Origin of the sequence: Sorangium sp. So ce426 (genome assembly GCF_051475585.1) — a bacterium.
Lineage (GTDB): Bacteria > Myxococcota_A > Polyangia > Polyangiales > Polyangiaceae > Sorangium > Sorangium cellulosum_B.
Map to the genome: position 1 here is coordinate 5676848 of NZ_CP150341.1, position 16116 is coordinate 5692963.

At 73.1% G+C, this 16116-nt stretch carries 10 protein-coding genes; 8 read left to right on the forward strand and 2 right to left on the reverse strand.

Annotated elements, in window-relative coordinates:
• The first annotated feature begins 306 nt into the window (after positions 1–306).
• The 5 genes from mxcG (at position 307) to WMF44_RS21150 (ending at position 10189) form a co-directional block, all read left to right on the forward strand.
• Positions 307–4743, forward strand: a complete 4437-nt coding sequence (mxcG, locus tag WMF44_RS21130) for a myxochelin non-ribosomal peptide synthetase MxcG (RefSeq protein WP_437300907.1) — start codon at positions 307–309, stop codon at positions 4741–4743.
• 45 nt (positions 4744–4788) lie between these two features.
• A complete protein-coding gene (locus WMF44_RS21135; RefSeq protein ID WP_437300908.1) occupies positions 4789–6111 on the forward strand; it encodes an aminotransferase class III-fold pyridoxal phosphate-dependent enzyme in 1323 nt (440 codons plus the stop codon).
• Between the two features lie 10 nt (positions 6112–6121).
• Complete coding sequence (locus WMF44_RS21140; RefSeq protein ID WP_437300909.1) at positions 6122–7375, forward strand: MFS transporter; 1254 nt, start codon at positions 6122–6124, stop codon at positions 7373–7375.
• Between the two features lie 199 nt (positions 7376–7574).
• Positions 7575–8510 (forward strand): trypsin-like serine protease, encoded by a 936-nt coding sequence (locus tag WMF44_RS21145; RefSeq protein ID WP_437300910.1) that lies wholly within the window; start codon positions 7575–7577, stop codon positions 8508–8510.
• A gap of 245 nt (positions 8511–8755) precedes the next feature.
• Positions 8756–10189, forward strand: a complete 1434-nt coding sequence (locus WMF44_RS21150) for an OmpA family protein (RefSeq protein ID WP_437300911.1) — start codon at positions 8756–8758, stop codon at positions 10187–10189.
• Between the two features lie 103 nt (positions 10190–10292).
• Here the strand turns inward: WMF44_RS21150 and WMF44_RS21155 are convergent, their stop codons facing one another.
• The gene (locus WMF44_RS21155) at positions 10293–11756 is read right to left on the reverse strand and encodes an alkaline phosphatase D family protein (RefSeq protein ID WP_437300912.1); all 1464 of its coding nucleotides are present in this window, start codon (positions 11754–11756) and stop codon (positions 10293–10295) included.
• A gap of 310 nt (positions 11757–12066) precedes the next feature.
• On the opposite strand from WMF44_RS21155, the gene rlmN reads away from it, so the two are divergent.
• The 3 genes from rlmN to tatC are packed head-to-tail and all read left to right on the forward strand — an operon-like array spanning position 12067 to position 14962.
• Positions 12067–13308 carry a 23S rRNA (adenine(2503)-C(2))-methyltransferase RlmN gene (rlmN, locus tag WMF44_RS21160; RefSeq protein WP_437300913.1) on the forward strand — a complete coding sequence of 414 codons (1242 nt, stop codon included), beginning with the start codon at positions 12067–12069 and terminating at the stop codon, positions 13306–13308.
• 44 nt (positions 13309–13352) lie between these two features.
• Complete coding sequence (tatB, locus tag WMF44_RS21165) at positions 13353–14066, forward strand: Sec-independent protein translocase protein TatB (RefSeq protein ID WP_437300914.1); 714 nt, start codon at positions 13353–13355, stop codon at positions 14064–14066.
• The gene (gene tatC, locus WMF44_RS21170) at positions 14063–14962 is read left to right on the forward strand and encodes a twin-arginine translocase subunit TatC (RefSeq protein ID WP_437300915.1); all 900 of its coding nucleotides are present in this window, start codon (positions 14063–14065) and stop codon (positions 14960–14962) included. The genes tatB and tatC overlap by 4 nt, the downstream gene beginning before the upstream one ends.
• A gap of 213 nt (positions 14963–15175) precedes the next feature.
• Here tatC and WMF44_RS21175 read toward each other — a convergent pair whose 3' ends face one another.
• Complete coding sequence (locus tag WMF44_RS21175) at positions 15176–16114, reverse strand: prolipoprotein diacylglyceryl transferase (protein WP_437300916.1); 939 nt, start codon at positions 16112–16114, stop codon at positions 15176–15178.
• Positions 16115–16116 lie beyond the last annotated feature (2 nt).

Below are 16116 nucleotides of genomic sequence, written 5' to 3' on the forward strand. Positions count from 1 at the left end.
TACCTCACCATAAACGAACTTGAAAGTAGTTTTCACTTTCATTCAATCGCCGACGCCGGGGTGGCCCCGCCCATCGCGGCGTCATCGAGCTGGGTCCGCTGTCGGGACGACGTCCGGCGCCCCTGCCCTGCTTGCTCTCGGGGCTCGGGCCCCGTGCGCCGGCGGGCTCCGCTTTCGTTCGAGCGGCGCAGGCGCGGGCGTCACGGCCGCCTTTGTGCCGTCGTCGCGGGACGCGGATCGCCTGCCGCGAGCGTGCCTCTGGCGGCTGTCCCGTCGAGCGCCGGTTGAACCAGGAGGGTTGTCGTCATGGTCGCTCCTCAGGACGCGCGCTGGCCGCTGTCGGCCGCGCAGCACGGTATCTGGCTAGGCCAGCAGCTCGACCCCGCGAGCCCTGTGTACAACGCGGGCGAGTGCGTCGAGATCTGCGGGTCCGTCGATCTCGCGACCCTCGAGGCCGCGATACGCCAGGCCGCCTCGGAGGCAGAGACGCTTCACGTGCGCTTCACGAGCGAGGCGGACGGGCCGCGCCAGCGCCTCGACCCGTCCCCTGACTTCCCTGTACACCGCGTCGACGTCAGCGCGGCGCCGGACGCGTTCGCCGCGGCCGAGGCGTGGATGCGCGAGGATCTCGCGAGCCCGGTGGATCTCGCGCGCGGGCCCCTCTTCACGGAGGCGCTGTTCACGGCGGGGCCCGATCGGATCTTCTGGTACCAGCGCGCGCACCACATCGCGCTGGACGGCTACGGCTTCTCGCTGATCGCGCGGCGGGTGGCCGAGATCTACACAGCGCGCGTCGAGGGCCGATCGAGCGAAGGCGGCGCCTTCGGGTCGCTGCGCCGGGTCGTCGACGAGGATCTGGCCTACCGCGCCTCCCCCGATCTGGAGCGCGATCGCGCCTTCTGGACGCAGCGCTTCGCCGACCGGCCCGAGCCGGTGAGCCTCGGCGACGAGCCGGCGCCCGCGTCGCGCGCCTGCCTGCGCCGGACGGCGTCGCTCGCGCCGTCGACCGTCGACCGGCTGAAGGACGTGGCGCGAAAGGCGAAGGCGACCTGGCCCGACGTCGTTGTCGCCGCGACCGCCGCGTACGTGCACCGGCTCACCGGCGCGCCCGAGATCGTCCTGGGGCTGCCCGTGATGGGGCGCCTCGGCTCGGTGTCGCTGCGCATCCCGGGCATGGTCATGAACATCGTCCCGCTCCGGGTGCCGGTCGCGGAGGGCGCGAGCCTCGTCGATGTCGCCCGGCAGGTCGCGGCCGAGCTCGCGGCCATCCGGCCGCACCTGCGTTACCGCTACGAGCAGCTCCGCCGGGATCTCAAGCTGATCGGCGGCGGCCGCCGGCTGTTCGGCCCGGTGGTCAACATCATGCCGTTCGATTACGACCTGCGCTTCGCGGGGCATCGCGGCGTCGCGCACAACATCTCCGCCGGCCCGGTCGAGGATCTGTCGTTCGGCGTCTACGCGAGGTCGGACGGGCGCGGGCCGCGGCTCGACCTCGACGCCAACCCGGCCTGCTACGGCGACGAGGATCTCTCGGCGCACCAGCGACGCTTCCTCGCGTTCCTGGAGGAGGTCGCCGCCGCCCCCGAGCAGGCCCTCGATCGCGCCGAGATCGACCTCCCCCGGGCCGCGGCGCGCGCGCCCGGCGCGCAGGCGGAAGCGGCCGGGCAGCCCGGCGCGCTGCTCGACGGGGGCCCGCTGCCCGCGCCGGCGCGACCCGTCGTCGAGCAGATCGCCCTGCGCGCGCGCGAGCAGCCGGACGCGACCGCCGTCCACCACGGCCTCGAGCGCGTGACCTACGGCGAGCTCGACCTCGCCGCCCGGCGGCTCGCCGCCCGGCTCGCCGCGCTCGGCGCCGGGCCGGACACGCTGGTCGCGGTGCTCCTTCCGCGCAGCGTCGGCGCCGTCACCGCGATCCTCGGCGCGCTCTACGCCGGCGCAGGCTACCTCCCCCTCGATCCGGACGGGCCGCAGCCGAGGACCGCGGCGATCCTCGACGACGCCAGGCCGGCGATCGTCGTCACGACGTCGCAGCACGCCGCGAAGGTGGGGAGCGATCGCGCGGCGCGCCTCGTGCTCCTGGACGAGGCGATGCACGGCGCGCCGGCGCCGGCGCGGGCGCCCGTCCAGGGCGCGGAGGAGCACCTGGCGTACGTCATCTACACGTCCGGCTCCACCGGCCGCCCGAACGGCGTCATGATCGAGCGCGGCGCGCTGGCCCATTTCGTGGCGGCCGCGACCCACCGCTACGATCTGCGCCGCGACGACCGGGTGCTGCAGTTCGCGCCGCTGCACTTCGACGCCAGCGTCGAGGAGATCTTCCTGACCCTGTGCGCGGGCGCCGCCCTGGTGCTGCGCACGGACGAGATGCTGCAATCCGTGCCGCGGCTGCTCGACGCCTGCGAGAGGCACCGGATCACCGTCCTGGATCTGCCGACCGCGTTCTGGCACGAGCTCGCCTACGGCCTCTCGACCGGCGCGGCGTCGCTCCCCGAGGGCGTCCGCACCGTCATCATCGGCGGCGAGGCGGCGCTGCCCGAGCGCGTCGAGCGCTTCCGCCGCGCCGTCGGCCGGCGCGCGCGGCTGCTCAACACCTACGGCCCCACCGAGGCGACCGTCGTCGCCTCGGCCGCCACGCTGAGCGGCGGCGACGCTCCGGACGAGGCTGGAGACGAGGCGCCGATCGGCACGCCGCTGCCCGGGGTCCGCGCAGCCATCGTCGACACACACACGCACGCGCGCGGCCGGCTGGTCCCGCGGGGCGCCGTGGGCGAGCTCCACCTCATCGGGCCCGGGCTGGCGAGGGGGTACCTCGGGCGGCCGGACCTCGACGCCGCGCGCTTCGTCGTGCTCGACCAGCTGGAGGGCCGCCCGCGCGCGTACCGCACCGGGGACCTGGTCCTCCAGCGGGCCGACGGGCAGCTGGTCTTCGTCGGGCGCGTCGACGACGAGCTCAAGATCAGCGGTCATCGCGTCGATCCGCTCGAGATCGAGGCCGCGCTCCTGCGCCACCCTTCCGTGCGGGAGGCGGCCGTCATCGGGCACGCCTCGGCCGGCGGCGGCAAGCGCCTGTCCGCGTTCCTCGTCGCCGGGGACCCCGCCCCGTCGCCGGCCGAGCTCCGCCGGCACGCGCGCTCGCTGCTCCCCGCGGCCGCCATCCCCTCGGCCTTCGTGCTCACCGATCGGCTGCCGAGGACGAGCTCCGGCAAGATCGACCGCAAGGCGCTGCGGGAGGCGCCGATCACCGCCGCGGCGGAGCCGCCGGCCGCCGCGACGGCGCTCGAGCGGCAGCTGCTGCAGGTCTGGGAGCAGGTGCTCGGCGTGAGCGGCCTGTCGGCGCACGACGATTTCTTCGAGCGCGGCGGCCAGTCGCTGCAGACGATCCAGGTCGCCAACCGGCTCAGCGTCGATCTCGGGCGGGAGATCCCCGTCGCGATGGTCTTCCGCCACCCGACCGTCGCGGCGCTCGCGCGCGCCCTCGACGAGGCGCAGGGCGCGGCGGCGGCGGCGGCGCGGACGAGCGGCGAGACCCCCGGCGCCATGCTGGCCGACGCCGAGCTCCCCGAGGACGTCGTCCCCCGATCGCTCGCCTGGTCCGGCGGCGGCGGTCGCCCGCGGCAGGTCGTGCTCACCGGCGCGAGCGGCTTCGTCGGCGCGCACCTGCTCCACGAGCTCCTGGCGCAGACCGACGCGACCGTTGTCTGCCTGGTGCGCGCCACGAGCGAGGCGCACGCAGCGGAGCGGATCCGGCAGGCGCTCTCGAAGCAGCGCCTGCCGGTGGACGGCATCGACGCGCGGGTGCTCGCCGTGCCCGCCGACCTGACGCAGCCCCGCCTCGGCCTGAGCGCCGCGCGGTTCGGCCAGCTCGCCGCGGAGTGCGACGCCATCTACCACAACGCCGCGGTGGTGAGCCTCGTGCGCGACTACCGCAGCCTGCGCGCCGCCAACGTGATCGGCACGCGCGAGGCGCTCCGCCTCGCCGCGGCGGCGCGCCCCAAGCCGCTGCACCACGTGTCGACGCTCGCCGTGGCCCCGGGCATCGCGGCGAGCCCCGAGGTCGCGGAGGCGTTCGTGCCGCCGCACCCCGGCCTGCGCGACGGCTACCAGCAGAGCAAGTGGGCGGCCGAGCGCCTCGTGCAGCAGGCCGCGGAGCGCGGGCTGCCGGTCGCCGTGTACCGCCTGGGCCGCGTCGTCGGCGCGCCCGACACCGGCGTCGTCAACGAGCAGGATCTGGTCTTCCGGCTGCTGAGGGCCGGCATCCCCGCCGGCGTCCTGCCCGATCTCGACGTGAGGGAGGTGTGGACGCCCGTCGACTACGTCGGGCGCGCGATCGTGCATCTCTCGCTCACCACGCTCACCGCGCAGGACACGGGCGCCGTGGTCAACGTCGCCCCTGCGCCCGAGGTCCGGCTGACGGAGCTCTTCGACTGGGCGCGCGACTACGGCTACCCGGTCGAGCGGCGCCCTGTCGCGGCGTGGCGCGCGCGGCTGAAGGACGGCGCCGACGCCGCGGACAGCGCCACGCTCGCGTTCTTCGATCTGCAGTCGGCCCCTGCCGACGGAGAGGCGACCTTCGGCATCGGGCGCGTGCGCTGCGACAACCTGGAGCGCGGCCTGGCCGGCACCGGCATCACGTGCCCGCCGATCGATCGCGCGCTCTTCTATCGCTACCTCGATCGCTGCGTCGAGGAAGGCCTCCTGCCGCCCCCTTCGCGCGCGGCGCGGCGAGCGCCGCGCCCCGCATGACACCGGCTCACCGACGAGAACCTCCAGCCAGAGAGAACGACCACGATGACCACACAGATGATCGACCCACGGGACAGGAAGCAAGGGACCGGCGCGCCGCAAGGCGCCGCGGAGGGGCTCCGGCTCGACCGCTCGAACGCGCTGCTCGCCGAGGCGCGCCGGCTCATCCCCGGCGTCACGCAGTCGCTCATGAAGCGGCCGGAGATGTTCGCGCTCGGCTCGTTCCCCGTGTACCTCGAGGGCGGCGAGGGCGCGCTGGTGCGCGACGTCGATGGCAACCAGTACATCGACTACATCTGCGGCCTCGGGGCGAACACGCTGGGGCACAACCACCCTGCGGTCGTCGACGCCATCCGGCGGCGGCTCGACAGGGGCATCCTTCACTCGCTGCCGACGGAGGTCGAGGTCACCGCCACGCAGGACCTCGTCGCGCTGACCCCGGGCGCCGAGATGGCCCGCTTCTTCAAGACCGGCGCGGACGCGACGTCCGCGGCCATCCGGCTCGCCCGCCACGTGACCGGCAAGGAGAAGGTCGTCACCATCGGCTACAACGGCTGGCACGACCACTTCATGTTCGACACCCCCGGCGTCCCGGCGGTGCTGCGCGAGTACACCCACCGCATGCCGCTCATGGCCGAGGCCGACGAGCAGCCGCTGCTCGATCTCATCGCGAGCAAGGGCCCGGAGCTCGCGCTCGTGCTGCTCTCGCTGCCCTACAAGCGGTGCGTCTCGGCGGACTACCTGCGCAAGGTGCGCGAGGCGTGCCGCGCCCACGGCGTGCTGTTCGTCCTCGACGAGGTCGTCACCGGCTTCCGGCTCGCGCGCGGCGGCGCGCAGGAGTACTACCAGATCGAGGCTGATTTCGTGTGCCTCTCGAAGGGCATCGCCGCGGGCATGCCGCTGTCGGCGATCGCCGGGCCGCGCCAGGTGATGAGCCGGCTCTCGGAGCTCCAGGTGTCGACGACGTTCGGCGGCGAGATGCTCTCGCTCGAGGTCTGCAGGGCGGCGCTGCGCGAGTACCGCGAGACCGACTACGTCGCGAAGGTCGCCGCGCTCGGGAGGCGGCTCCGCGAGGGCATCAACCGGCGCGCGGAGCAGGGCGGCTTCCCGCTGCGCATCGTGGGCTACGACGCGATCCCCTTCTTCCTCATGGCCGAGGATCTGGCCGTCCACACGAAGCGCATGGAGCCGTTCGTCGGCGCGATGGCGAGGCGCGGCGTCCTGCTGCGGCGCGACGTCAACTTCCTCTGCGGCGCGCACACCGAGGCGCAGATCGATCACACGATCGACGCGGCGCACGACGCGCTGCTCGAGCTGGCGAGCCGCGGCGTGATCGAGCGCGGCGCGGGCGCGAAGGCCCGGAGCTGAGCCCACGGTCGTGCAGAACGCTCGCTCCGAACGGACCCTCCTGTTCCTCATCGCCGCGGTCCAGTTCGTCAACCTGCTCGACTTCATGATCGTCATGCCGCTCGGGCCGGACTTCGCTGTCGCGCTCGGCATCCCGATGTCCGACATCGGCCTGATCGGCGGCAGCTACACCGCGGCGGCGGCGGTCTCGGGGGTCGCCGGCGCGTTCTTCCTGGACCGCTTCGACCGGCGCAGCGCGCTCGCCATCGCGATGCTCGGCCTCGTCCTCGGCACGGCCGCTGGCGGCCTCGCCACCGGCCTGCCGAGCCTCCTCGCGGCGCGCGTGCTCGCCGGGGCCTTCGGGGGGCCCGCGACCTCGATCGCGTTCTCCATCGTCGCGGACGCGATCCCGCCGGAGCGGCGCGGCAGGGCGATGGGCGTCGTGATGGGCGCCTACTCCCTGGCCGCGGTGCTCGGGGTGCCGGCCGGCCTCGAGCTCGCGCGGCGCGGCGGCTTCCAGGCGCCGTTCTTCGCCGTCGCGGCGCTCGGGCTCACCGTCGCGGGGCTCGCGCTGCTGCTGCTCCCCTCGATGCGCGGCCACCTCGCCGGCGCGCGGGCACGCGCCGAGGAGGACGCCCTGCGCGAGCTCCGCGCGCTCGTCGGCCGCCCGCTCGTGCTGCTCTCGTACGCGACGACGGCGGTCATGACGATGGCGTCGTTCCTCGTCATCCCGAACATCTCGGCCTACGTGCAGCATAACCTCGGCTATCCGCGCGAGCGGCTCGGCCTGCTCTACCTCGTGGGCGGCGCGCTCACCTTCGTCGTGATGCGCACCGCGGGCGCGCTGATCGATCGCATCGGCGCGTTCCGCACGAGCCTGGTCGGCGCGGCGACGCTCGTGGCCGTCCTCTACGCCGGGTTCCAGTCGTACGTGCCGGGGCTGCCCGTGCTCGTCGTCTTCGTCGCCTTCATGACCGGGACGGCGATCCGCAACATCTCCCACGGCACGCTCGCCTCGAGGGTGCCGCTCCCCTCCGAGCGGGCGCGCTTCGGATCGATCCAGTCGGCCGTGGATCACCTCTCGTCGGCGCTCGCCGCGTTCCTCGCGGCCAGGATGCTGCACGAGCTCCCCGACCAGCGCCTCGACGGCATGGGCGCCGTGGCCGCGCTGGCGATCGCCTTCACGCTCGCGTCGTCGTGCTTGATCTTCCTGATCGAGCGACACCTCGCCCTCGGCGCGTCGAGCAGCGCCGGCGCCGCGCGCGCGCTGGCGGGCCGGGGCTAGTCGACGAGCGCGGGAGTCCAGAGAGCGCGCCTCCAGCCGGGCGCCCCTCACCTGGCCGACCTGGTTTCCATCTCCGATTCCCCTCGGTGGGAACAACCACCCATCAAGGGCACCTCTCCCTCTGACGGATGCTGGAGAAATGCTCCAGGGTCGGCTTGCACGGCCGCTCCTCACATGCTCTTTGTCGGTGACCTCATCAATGGTGTCTCCGCCTCTCGTCCCGCGCCTCGCGGGATGCCTTGGCTGCCTCGTCGCGGCCCTCGTCCCACGCATCGTCGTCGCCGTCATCCCGGCCGGAGCCTCGCCTCCTCCGGCGGCGGCGGTTCCTCCGGCGGCGGCGGTCGCGCCGATCACCGAGGTTTCGCCCCTCGCGAAGGGCACGCCTGAGCCCCTCATCGACGGCGCCGCGCGCTCCGTCGTCGCCGTGGCCGTATCACACCGCGATCCCGGAGGCGGCGATCGACGCGTGAGCCTGTGCAGCGGCGCGCTCGTCGAGCCGAACCTCGTCTTGACGGCGCGTCACTGCATCTCGCGCAACCTGACGGCGGCCCCCCGCTGCGATCGCTCGGGCAGGTCGCACAACGGCGATCACGTCGGCGGAGACATCGATCCTTCCGAGATCGCCATTTACACCGGGGACCATATCGATGTCTCCCGCGACGCCGCGCGGGCGCGCGCCGTGGCCACGCTGCACGGGAAAGAGCGCGTCCTCTGCGACGCGGACATCGCCTATCTGGTGCTCGATCGGCCCCTCACCGGCGTGGCGCCCCTGCGGATGCGCGAGGTCGGGGCGATCGATCCGGGCGACAGCGTGGTCGCCGTCGGGTACGGCGGCGGGGCGTCCAACCGGCTCGGCGTCCGCGCCGCGCGCGGTCCGCGCCTCGTCGCCGCCGTTGGGCCCCGCGCCGATCCGGCGACCGGCAAGGTCCTCGGTCCGCGCGAGTTCGAGATCGAGGGGGCGACCTGCGCCGGCGACTCGGGAGGTCCGGTGATCGACGCCGACCGCGGCGACGTCGTGGGCATCACGTCGCGAGGCGCGGGGTGCACCGCGGCTGGCAACCACGTTTATACGCGCACGGACGCCTTCGCCGCGCTGACGGCCGAGGCCCGCACGGCCGCGCTCGCACGACGCTGATCGCCGCGCGCCGCTCGCCGTCGCCGCCGGCCCGCCTCGCCGAGCGCGAGGGGCAGGACGCGGCAGGAGCAGGCCGTGTGCAGCCGCGGCACAGCGCGCGACGCGCGGGCGTGCCGGCACGTCGCTCGCATCGCGCGGAGCCAGCGGAAGACAGACACGGGATCGACGCTCATGCGGGCAGCGTCGCGTGCGCGATGACGCTGCCTCGCCCGCGCCGATGACCACTTCCCGGAGGGATCGGAACCATGTCGTTGCTGGACACCACCAGGGGCTTCTTGACGCCCGAGCTCATCTCGGCCGCAACGAAGGGGCTGGGCCTGAGCGATGAATCGCCGACGAACGTGCGCGGCGCCGCGGAGAGCTCGGTGCCGACGCTGCTCGCCGGAATGGCTCAGGTCGCCTCTTCGGAGAGCGGCGCAGCGCAGCTGTTCAAGATGATCACCGAGCGGGACTACGAAGGTCTGCTCGGGAGGGCGGGGCCCCTCCGCGCCGAGCAGGCCGAGGAGCTCTCGCATCATGGGCAGTCGATGATCGCCCGCCTGTTCGGCGACCGCGCGAGCGGGATGATCGATCTCATCTCCCGCTCCTCCGGCGCAGAGCAGCGGTGCTCGACCGCGATGCTCGGCCTGGTCGCTCCGATCGCCGCGTGCGTGCTCGGCCGCGAGGTGAGGTCGCGAGGGCTGACCGCGCGAGGGCTCGCCGATCTGCTCTCTCATCACAAGCAAGCCTTCAAGGACGATCCACGCGCCCCGGCGGGCCTCGCTGGATTCCTCGCTCCCTCCATGGCGGCGAGCGCGCCTTTCGTCGCTGCGGCGTCGCGCGAACGGCCGCCGCATGATGCGGTATCGCCCGTCCCGTCCCGAACGACGGAGTCGTCAACCCCGCTTCCCTCGCGTGAGGGGCCTGCCCGTCAACGTCAGACGCGAGAGTGGCTGCTCCCGACCTTGCTGGCAGCGGCGGTGCTCGGAGGTCTCTGGGCGTTCGCACGCGAGCGCAGGCAGGAGCGCACCGCCGCCGAGCCCACGCACGAAGCCCCGGTCGCGGCGGCTCCGGGGGACGATCTCGCCCAGCCCGCCGCGCCGCCGCAGGTCGAGGCGCCGCGCGCCGAGGCGCCCACGGCCGCCGCGCCAGGCGAGGCGCCGCCCAGCGCGCCAGGCGAGGCGCCCACGGCCGCCGCGCCAGGCGAGGCGCCCCCCGGCGCGCCGGAGATCGTCGAGCAGCTCAGGATCACGGCCGGAGTGATGACGCTCCCGGGCGGCAAGGTCCTCTCCGTCGACGAGCACGGCTCCGAGGCGGAGATCGCGCGGTACCTCGACGCCGGAGCCGCGGATGGCCCCAGGCGCTTCTCGATGGAAGGCGTGACCTTCCGCTTCGGGACCACGGAGTTGACCGAAGCTTCGCGGCCGAAGATCGAAGCGCTGGCCGTCATCCTCGACGCCTATCCCTCCGCGCGGGTGCGCATCGAAGGGCACACCGACGCCGTGGGCGGCGCCGAGGGGAACCGATCGCTGTCGCTGGCGCGAGCCCAGACGGTGCGCAACGAGCTCACCGCGCGACGGATCGCCCCCGATCGCATCGAGGTGGCCGGGATGGGCGCCGAGCAACCGGCGGCGTCGAACGACACCGCCGGCGGGCGCGCGCAGAACCGCCGGATCGACGTCATGGTCCTGAGCCTCTGAAGCGGCGACTCACCCCCTCCATGGAAGGAGCGAGGTACCGGCGCCGGCCTGCGGAAGCAGGGTACCGGCGCCGGCGAAAGGCCGGCGCATCGCCGGTCGACGCTCACGTGTGCACTCTCGGGAGGACCTGCTCGAGGACGCCGACGGCGCCGTTGTCCTTCTCCACGTGGAAGCGGACCACCAGGTTGTTGTTCCTGTCCCAGCCGTCTGCGCCGTCGCTCGGATCGAGGATCGCAAAGTTGCGATGCGTGACGCAGTACCTGTGATCGGACCCCGAGATCTCCCGGAGGAACCCCTTGATGTCGCCGTTGAACAGGTTCTGACTGCCGCCGTTCGTCAGCAGCGAGAGGATGATGCGGGCCATCCCCCTGGGGGCAGGGCGCGCGATGCCGGATGCGGTCACCTGATAGAGGCGCGGTCGCGAGCGCGGCTGCCCGAACCCGAGGACCGTGTCGATGTGCGCCATCGTGCCCACGTGGATGTCGCCGCCCATGAGCGTCACCTGGGTGCGAGGGCTGAAGCCGGCGAAGTTCATGAGAGACATCAGGAAACGCCTGCATTCGTTCTGGTTGTTGGAGGCAGCCCAGCCGTCCCGGATGTCATCGACGGAGGACATGTTGAACGTGTTCGTGAGCGCCTCCGCGGCCGCGAGCGGCAGGTAGACGACGGGCGTGCCGACCACGACGAAGAGGTGCCTGAGATCGAGCGCCGCGAGCTCGTTGAGCCTGAGCTCGAGGTCGTCGAGCTGTTGCTTGCCGAGGATCGCCCCGTTCCTCCACGAGCGCTGCGACCGCCCATCGACCGCGAGGATGGCGACGTCGCCGTGCTTCGCGATCCAGCCGAACCCCGCGCTGCTCAGGCGGTCCCTCGGGCTCAGCGCCACCTGGAACTCCTTGAACGCTTGCTCCGCGGCCCTGTAGCGCTCCACGGCCTGCGGCGAGCCGTCGTTGTTGTTCGACCCCCAGCCATCGTAGATCTCGTGGTCGTCCCACATCATGACGTTCGGGCAGCTCCCGAGGACCGCCGCCACGTCAGGGTGCGACCACGTCTGCACGTAGTGCCTGCGGTACGCGGCGGTGCGCCCCTCCGAGGGCGACCAGCCCGTGGGATCGCCGTCGCCGTAGATCTGGTCACCGGCGTGAACCAGCAGGTTCACCTTGCCTTCGTCCACGAGGGCCTTGAGCGCCCGCCACATCGCCCCGCGCCGCTCCTTGGGAAACTCGTGGTTGTCGATGTCGTTGCAGCTCACGAGGCCGATTCGAATCGGCCCGTTCGTGACGGTGCGGAAGGCGGAGCCGTTGATGCTCAGGTTGTCCGCGGGTGTGGGGAGCGGATCTCCAGCGTCGTGCTCCACGATGCCATAACGAACCCTCTCGCCGCTCAGCCCGCTCAGCTCGAACGTGGCGAGCCCGAAGGGCGGCGCGCTGTTGATCGGCACATCGAGCGTGCGAACGCCGTTGTCGTCCGCGAATGCCAGTCTCGCCCTCCCCTTGGGCCGCTCGAAGACGGCCAAGATCCTGCTGGTTGTCTGCGTCGTGTGTCCGATGACTGCGCTTTTGAACGCCATGGTCCGCCTCTCTGGCGAGAGCTCGTCAGGCTGAGGGAAGAGGCGCCGTGGTCCTGGCGGGCACTCTCCCCTATGTTTCGTCGCGGGCGGCCGGACGCAAGTTTTTCGGCTCGCTCGAGGCGCTCGCGAGAGGGGCGGGGCGTCGGACCAGAGGAGATCGGCGCTCGCGCTCACGCCTCCAGGTGCGGCGGCACCGCGATCCCCCTGCCGAAAGGAGCGGCGTGAACCCGCGCCCCCTCCGGCGGATCCCGCGAAACATGCGCGCGCGGCCGTAGACTGGGCCGCGCTGGCGCGCTAGTCGGTATCCGCCGTGGATCCCAGCCCTCGAAGCAGCCCGGACGAACGCCGCCCCCGCCTCGCGCTCCAGGCCGTGCTGCCGGAGGAGCTCGCCGGCGCGTGCGGCATCGACCTCACCGACGCGCGCCGCATCGTCTCCCTGGCGCACCGCCTCGGCGAGCTGCCCGCCCGCGCGCCCGCGACCGTCCGGCGCGCCGCGCTCGACGCGGCGCGCTCGGCGGGCGAGATCAGGACGCTCGCGCTCGTCGAGCGGCGCGCGAGCGCCGAGGATCCGTTCGTGAAATACGCCTTCCGCCTCGAGGACGGCGCGACGGTCGAGTCGGTGCGCATCCCGCTCGAGCGGCCGGGCCGGTACTCGGCGTGCGTGAGCTCGCAGGTCGGCTGCGCGCTCGCGTGCGCCTTCTGCGCCACCGGGCGCATGGGCCTCACGCGCAACCTGGAGGCCTGGGAGATCGTCGAGCAGGTGCGGCTCATCCGCCGTGATCTCGACGCCACCGTGGGCGGCGGCGCGCGCGTCCACGGCGTGCTGTTCCAGGGCATGGGCGAGCCGCTCGCCAACGCCGACCGGGTCATCCAGGCGATCCGGGTGCTCTCCGAGCCGAGCGCGCAGGCGATCGACATGCGCAACATCACCGTCTGCACGGCGGGGCTCCCGTCCGGCATCCGGCGGCTCGCGGCCGAGGTCCCCGCGGTCCGGCTCGGCCTGTCGCTCGGCTCGGTGCGCCCCGGCAAGCGGCGCCTGCTCATGCCGATCGACGGCGCGCACCCGCTCGAGGAGGTGCTCGCGGCCGTGGGCGAGCACGCGCGCGCGAGCGGGCACGCGCCGATGTGGGCGTACACGCTCCTCGCGGACCAGAACGACACGGACGAGGACGCCGCGTGCCTGGCCGCGCTCGCCCGCGGCTTCGCGGCGCAGCACGGCATCTCTCCCCGGCTCAGCCTCATCCCCTACAACGCGATCGGCGCGCCCGGCGATCCCCTGCCCTCGCCGGACGACGGCGATGAACGCGGCGCGTCGGCCGATCCGTTCGTGCGCTCGGCGCGGCTCGACGCCTTCCGCGCGGTCCTCTCCGCCGCCGGCGTCGGCTCGATCGTGCGCTACTCGGGCGGGGGCGACGTCGGCGCGGCGTGCGGGCAGCTCGCGCGGCCTTCGGCGGAGGCGCAGCGGCCGGGCGGCCGCCGGGCGCCGCCCCGCGCCGGGGCCACCGCGGGCGCGGCCGACGTCGGGCCGAGCGCGCCGCCCAGGCCAGCGTGAGCGTCGCTATGGATCCCTGCTCCCACGCGCGCTAGCTTGCGCGCGTGTTCGGCTTCAGCTTCGGCGAAATCATGGTGCTCGCCATCGTGGGCATCATCGTGGTCGGTCCCCGGCGGTTGCCTGCGATGATGCGGTCGGCGGGGAGCTGGATCGCCAAGCTCCGCCGCTTGAGCACGGATCTCCGGACGCAGAGCGGCATCGACGATCTGATCCGCCAGGAGGGGCTCGAGCGTGAGCTCCGCGAGCTCCGCGCCCTGTCGCGGGTCAACGTGATCGAGACGCTGGTGAACCCCGTCGTCGGCGCCGTGACCGCCGGTACGATCGCCTCGTCCACGCCGCGCGTGAGGCCGCCGGATCCCGAGCCGCCGCCGCCGCCCGTCGTGAACCCGCCCCGCGAGCGCGAGTACCCCGTCCTCGGCTGCGACGCCTACGGAGTGACGCTGGACGCGGCCCCGGACGGCGCCGCCGGCCGGCCGGTCGCGCCGGAAAGCGCGGCCCCCACGGAGACCGCGCAGGCGGCGGACGCCACGGTCGGCGTCGAGACCGCCGCGGCGACGGCGACCGCGACCGCGGAGACCACCGCGGCGACAGCGCCCGTGGCCGCAGAGAGCACCGCGGCGACAGCGACCGCGGCCGCAGAGACCGTCGCGCCGGCAGCGCCCACGACCACAGAGACCACCGCGGCGACAGCGACCGCGGCCGCAGAGAGCGCCGCGGCGATGCAGGGCGTGGCGACCGGAAACGGAGCGACGTCATGAGCCAGGAGCAGGCGGCGGCGGTGAAGAGCGACTCCCCGGGGGCGGAGGGGGCGGAGGGCGCGTCGAGCGACGCCGCGGAGGATCCGGGCGAAGACAAGCCGATGTCGTTCTGGGAGCACCTCGACGAGCTGAGAAAGCGGCTCGTCCGGAGCATCCTTGTCTTCTTCGCGGCCTGCATCGTGGGGTGGGAGGTGCGCGAGCAGCTCTTGCACTTCCTGACCGTCCCGTTCGTGCAGGCGTGGCGGGAGCAGAGCCTGGCGGGCAACCCCTCGCTCCACTTCGGCGCGCCCGCGGCCGCGTTCGTCGCTTACTTCAAGCTGTCGATGATCGGCGGCGCGGCGATGGCGTCGCCGTTCATTTTCTACCAGCTGTGGGCGTTCGTCGCGCCCGGCCTCTACGCCAAAGAGAAGCGCTACGTCATCCCGTTCGTCCTGTTCTCGACGATCCTGTTCGTGGGCGGCGGCTGGTTCGGCTGGCGAGCGGCCTTCCCGATCTCGTTCGGTTACTTCCTCAGCCTGGCCGGCACGGTCGGCGGCGACGGGGTGACGATCACGCCGACCGTGATGATGGGCGACTACCTCGACTTCGTCGCCCAGCTCCTGCTCGGCTTCGGGATCATCTTCGAGATCCCGCTCATCGTGCTCTTCCTCTCCATCGCCGGCGTCATCAACTACATCCAGCTCATCCTGTTCGGCCGCTGGTTCGTGTTCGGCGCCTTCATCCTCGCCGCCGTCCTGACGCCGCCGGATATCACGAGCCAGCTCGTCATGGCCGTGCCGATGTGCCTCCTCTACGTGGTCTCGATCGGCCTCGCGTACGTCTTCGGCAAGCCGCCGACCGACGCCCAGCGCGCGGCGTACAAGGCGCGCAAGGAGAAGGAAGTCACCAAGGGCTGACGGGCGGCGCGGGGCCGGCCGGGCCGCCTGCGCTGCGTCGTCCGCGCGGCGGCGCGGCGCATCGCAGACCGCTGCACGGCGTCGTCCGCGGCGGCGTAGCGCACGGCAGACCGCTGCGCTGCGCCTTCCGCGCGCCATCTTCCGCGGCGGCGCGGCGCATCGCAGAACCCCCGCGCGGCGTCGTCCGCGCGCCGTCCTCCGCGACAGCGCAGATCAGGCGGCGGGCGCGGCGGCCGCGGGCGCTGCCTTCCGGCTTCGCGCCACGTGGATCGCGACCGCGGCGCCGGCCATCGCGAGCCCGATGAGCTGCGACGTGGACAGGCCAACGAGGCCCCCGCGGTCGTCGGCCCGCGCGAACTCGAGCACGAAGCGCCCGAGCGCGTAGAGGCCGAGGAACGCCACGAAGACCTGCCCGTCGTACCGCTTCCGCCCGTGCACGTAGAGCAGGCAGATCGCCGCGATGGCGAACGACATCGCCGACTCGTAGATCTGCGTCGGGTGCACCGGGTGCGACGGCAGGCGCGGGCTCGTGAGCTCGAGCAGCTTGAACTGCGCCTCGCTCGCGGGGCTGTTCGGCGGGAACGAGAGCCCGAACGCCCCGTCGGTGCGCAGGCCGAAGCAGCAGCCGGCGAGCAGGCAGCCCATCCGGCCGAACCCGAGGCCCAGCGGGACGGCGAAGCCCGCCATGTCCGCCGCCTTCCAGAACGGGAACCGATCTCGCTTGAGCAGCCAGTACGCCATCGCCGACGCGCCGACGAAGCCGCCGTAGTACGTCAGGCCGCCGGCCCAGAACTTTGCCCACGCCAGGCAATCGCGCTCGACCGGGTGGCAGACCCCCTTCGCCGCGTCCCACACGCCGTGGTACCGCGACGCGCAGAGCGCCTGCTCGACCTTCCAGTCGACGAGCGACGGATCGGTGCACAGGTGCACGTAATCCCAGAAGTATCCATCGGCGACGACGTGGAGGAGCCTGCCGCCGACGACGCCCGCGAGCAGGCAGGCGAGCCCCAGGTCGACGATCACATCCGGGTCCTCGCCGATCCGCCGCGCCCACAGCGCGCCGATGGCCGTCGCGAAGAGGAAGCCGGTCAGCAGCAGCAGGAAGTAGGCGGGGAACGCGACGTCGAGCAGGCGGAACAGCTCGGGCCGCATGG

Bases quoted from the DNA above. Each gene is read 5' to 3' on its own strand.
- WMF44_RS21150 (WP_437300911.1), top strand. From the start codon at position 8,756: ATGTCGTTGCTGGACACCACCAGGGGCTTCTTGACGCCCGAGCTCATC.
- WMF44_RS21135 (WP_437300908.1), top strand. From the start codon at position 4,789: ATGACCACACAGATGATCGACCCACGGGACAGGAAGCAAGGGACCGGC.
- mxcG (WP_437300907.1), top strand. From the start codon at position 307: ATGGTCGCTCCTCAGGACGCGCGCTGGCCGCTGTCGGCCGCGCAGCAC.
- WMF44_RS21155 (WP_437300912.1), bottom strand. From the start codon at position 11,756: ATGGCGTTCAAAAGCGCAGTCATCGGACACACGACGCAGACAACCAGC.
- WMF44_RS21175 (WP_437300916.1), bottom strand. From the start codon at position 16,114: ATGCGGCCCGAGCTGTTCCGCCTGCTCGACGTCGCGTTCCCCGCCTAC.
- WMF44_RS21145 (WP_437300910.1), top strand. From the start codon at position 7,575: ATGGTGTCTCCGCCTCTCGTCCCGCGCCTCGCGGGATGCCTTGGCTGC.
- tatC (WP_437300915.1), top strand. From the start codon at position 14,063: ATGAGCCAGGAGCAGGCGGCGGCGGTGAAGAGCGACTCCCCGGGGGCG.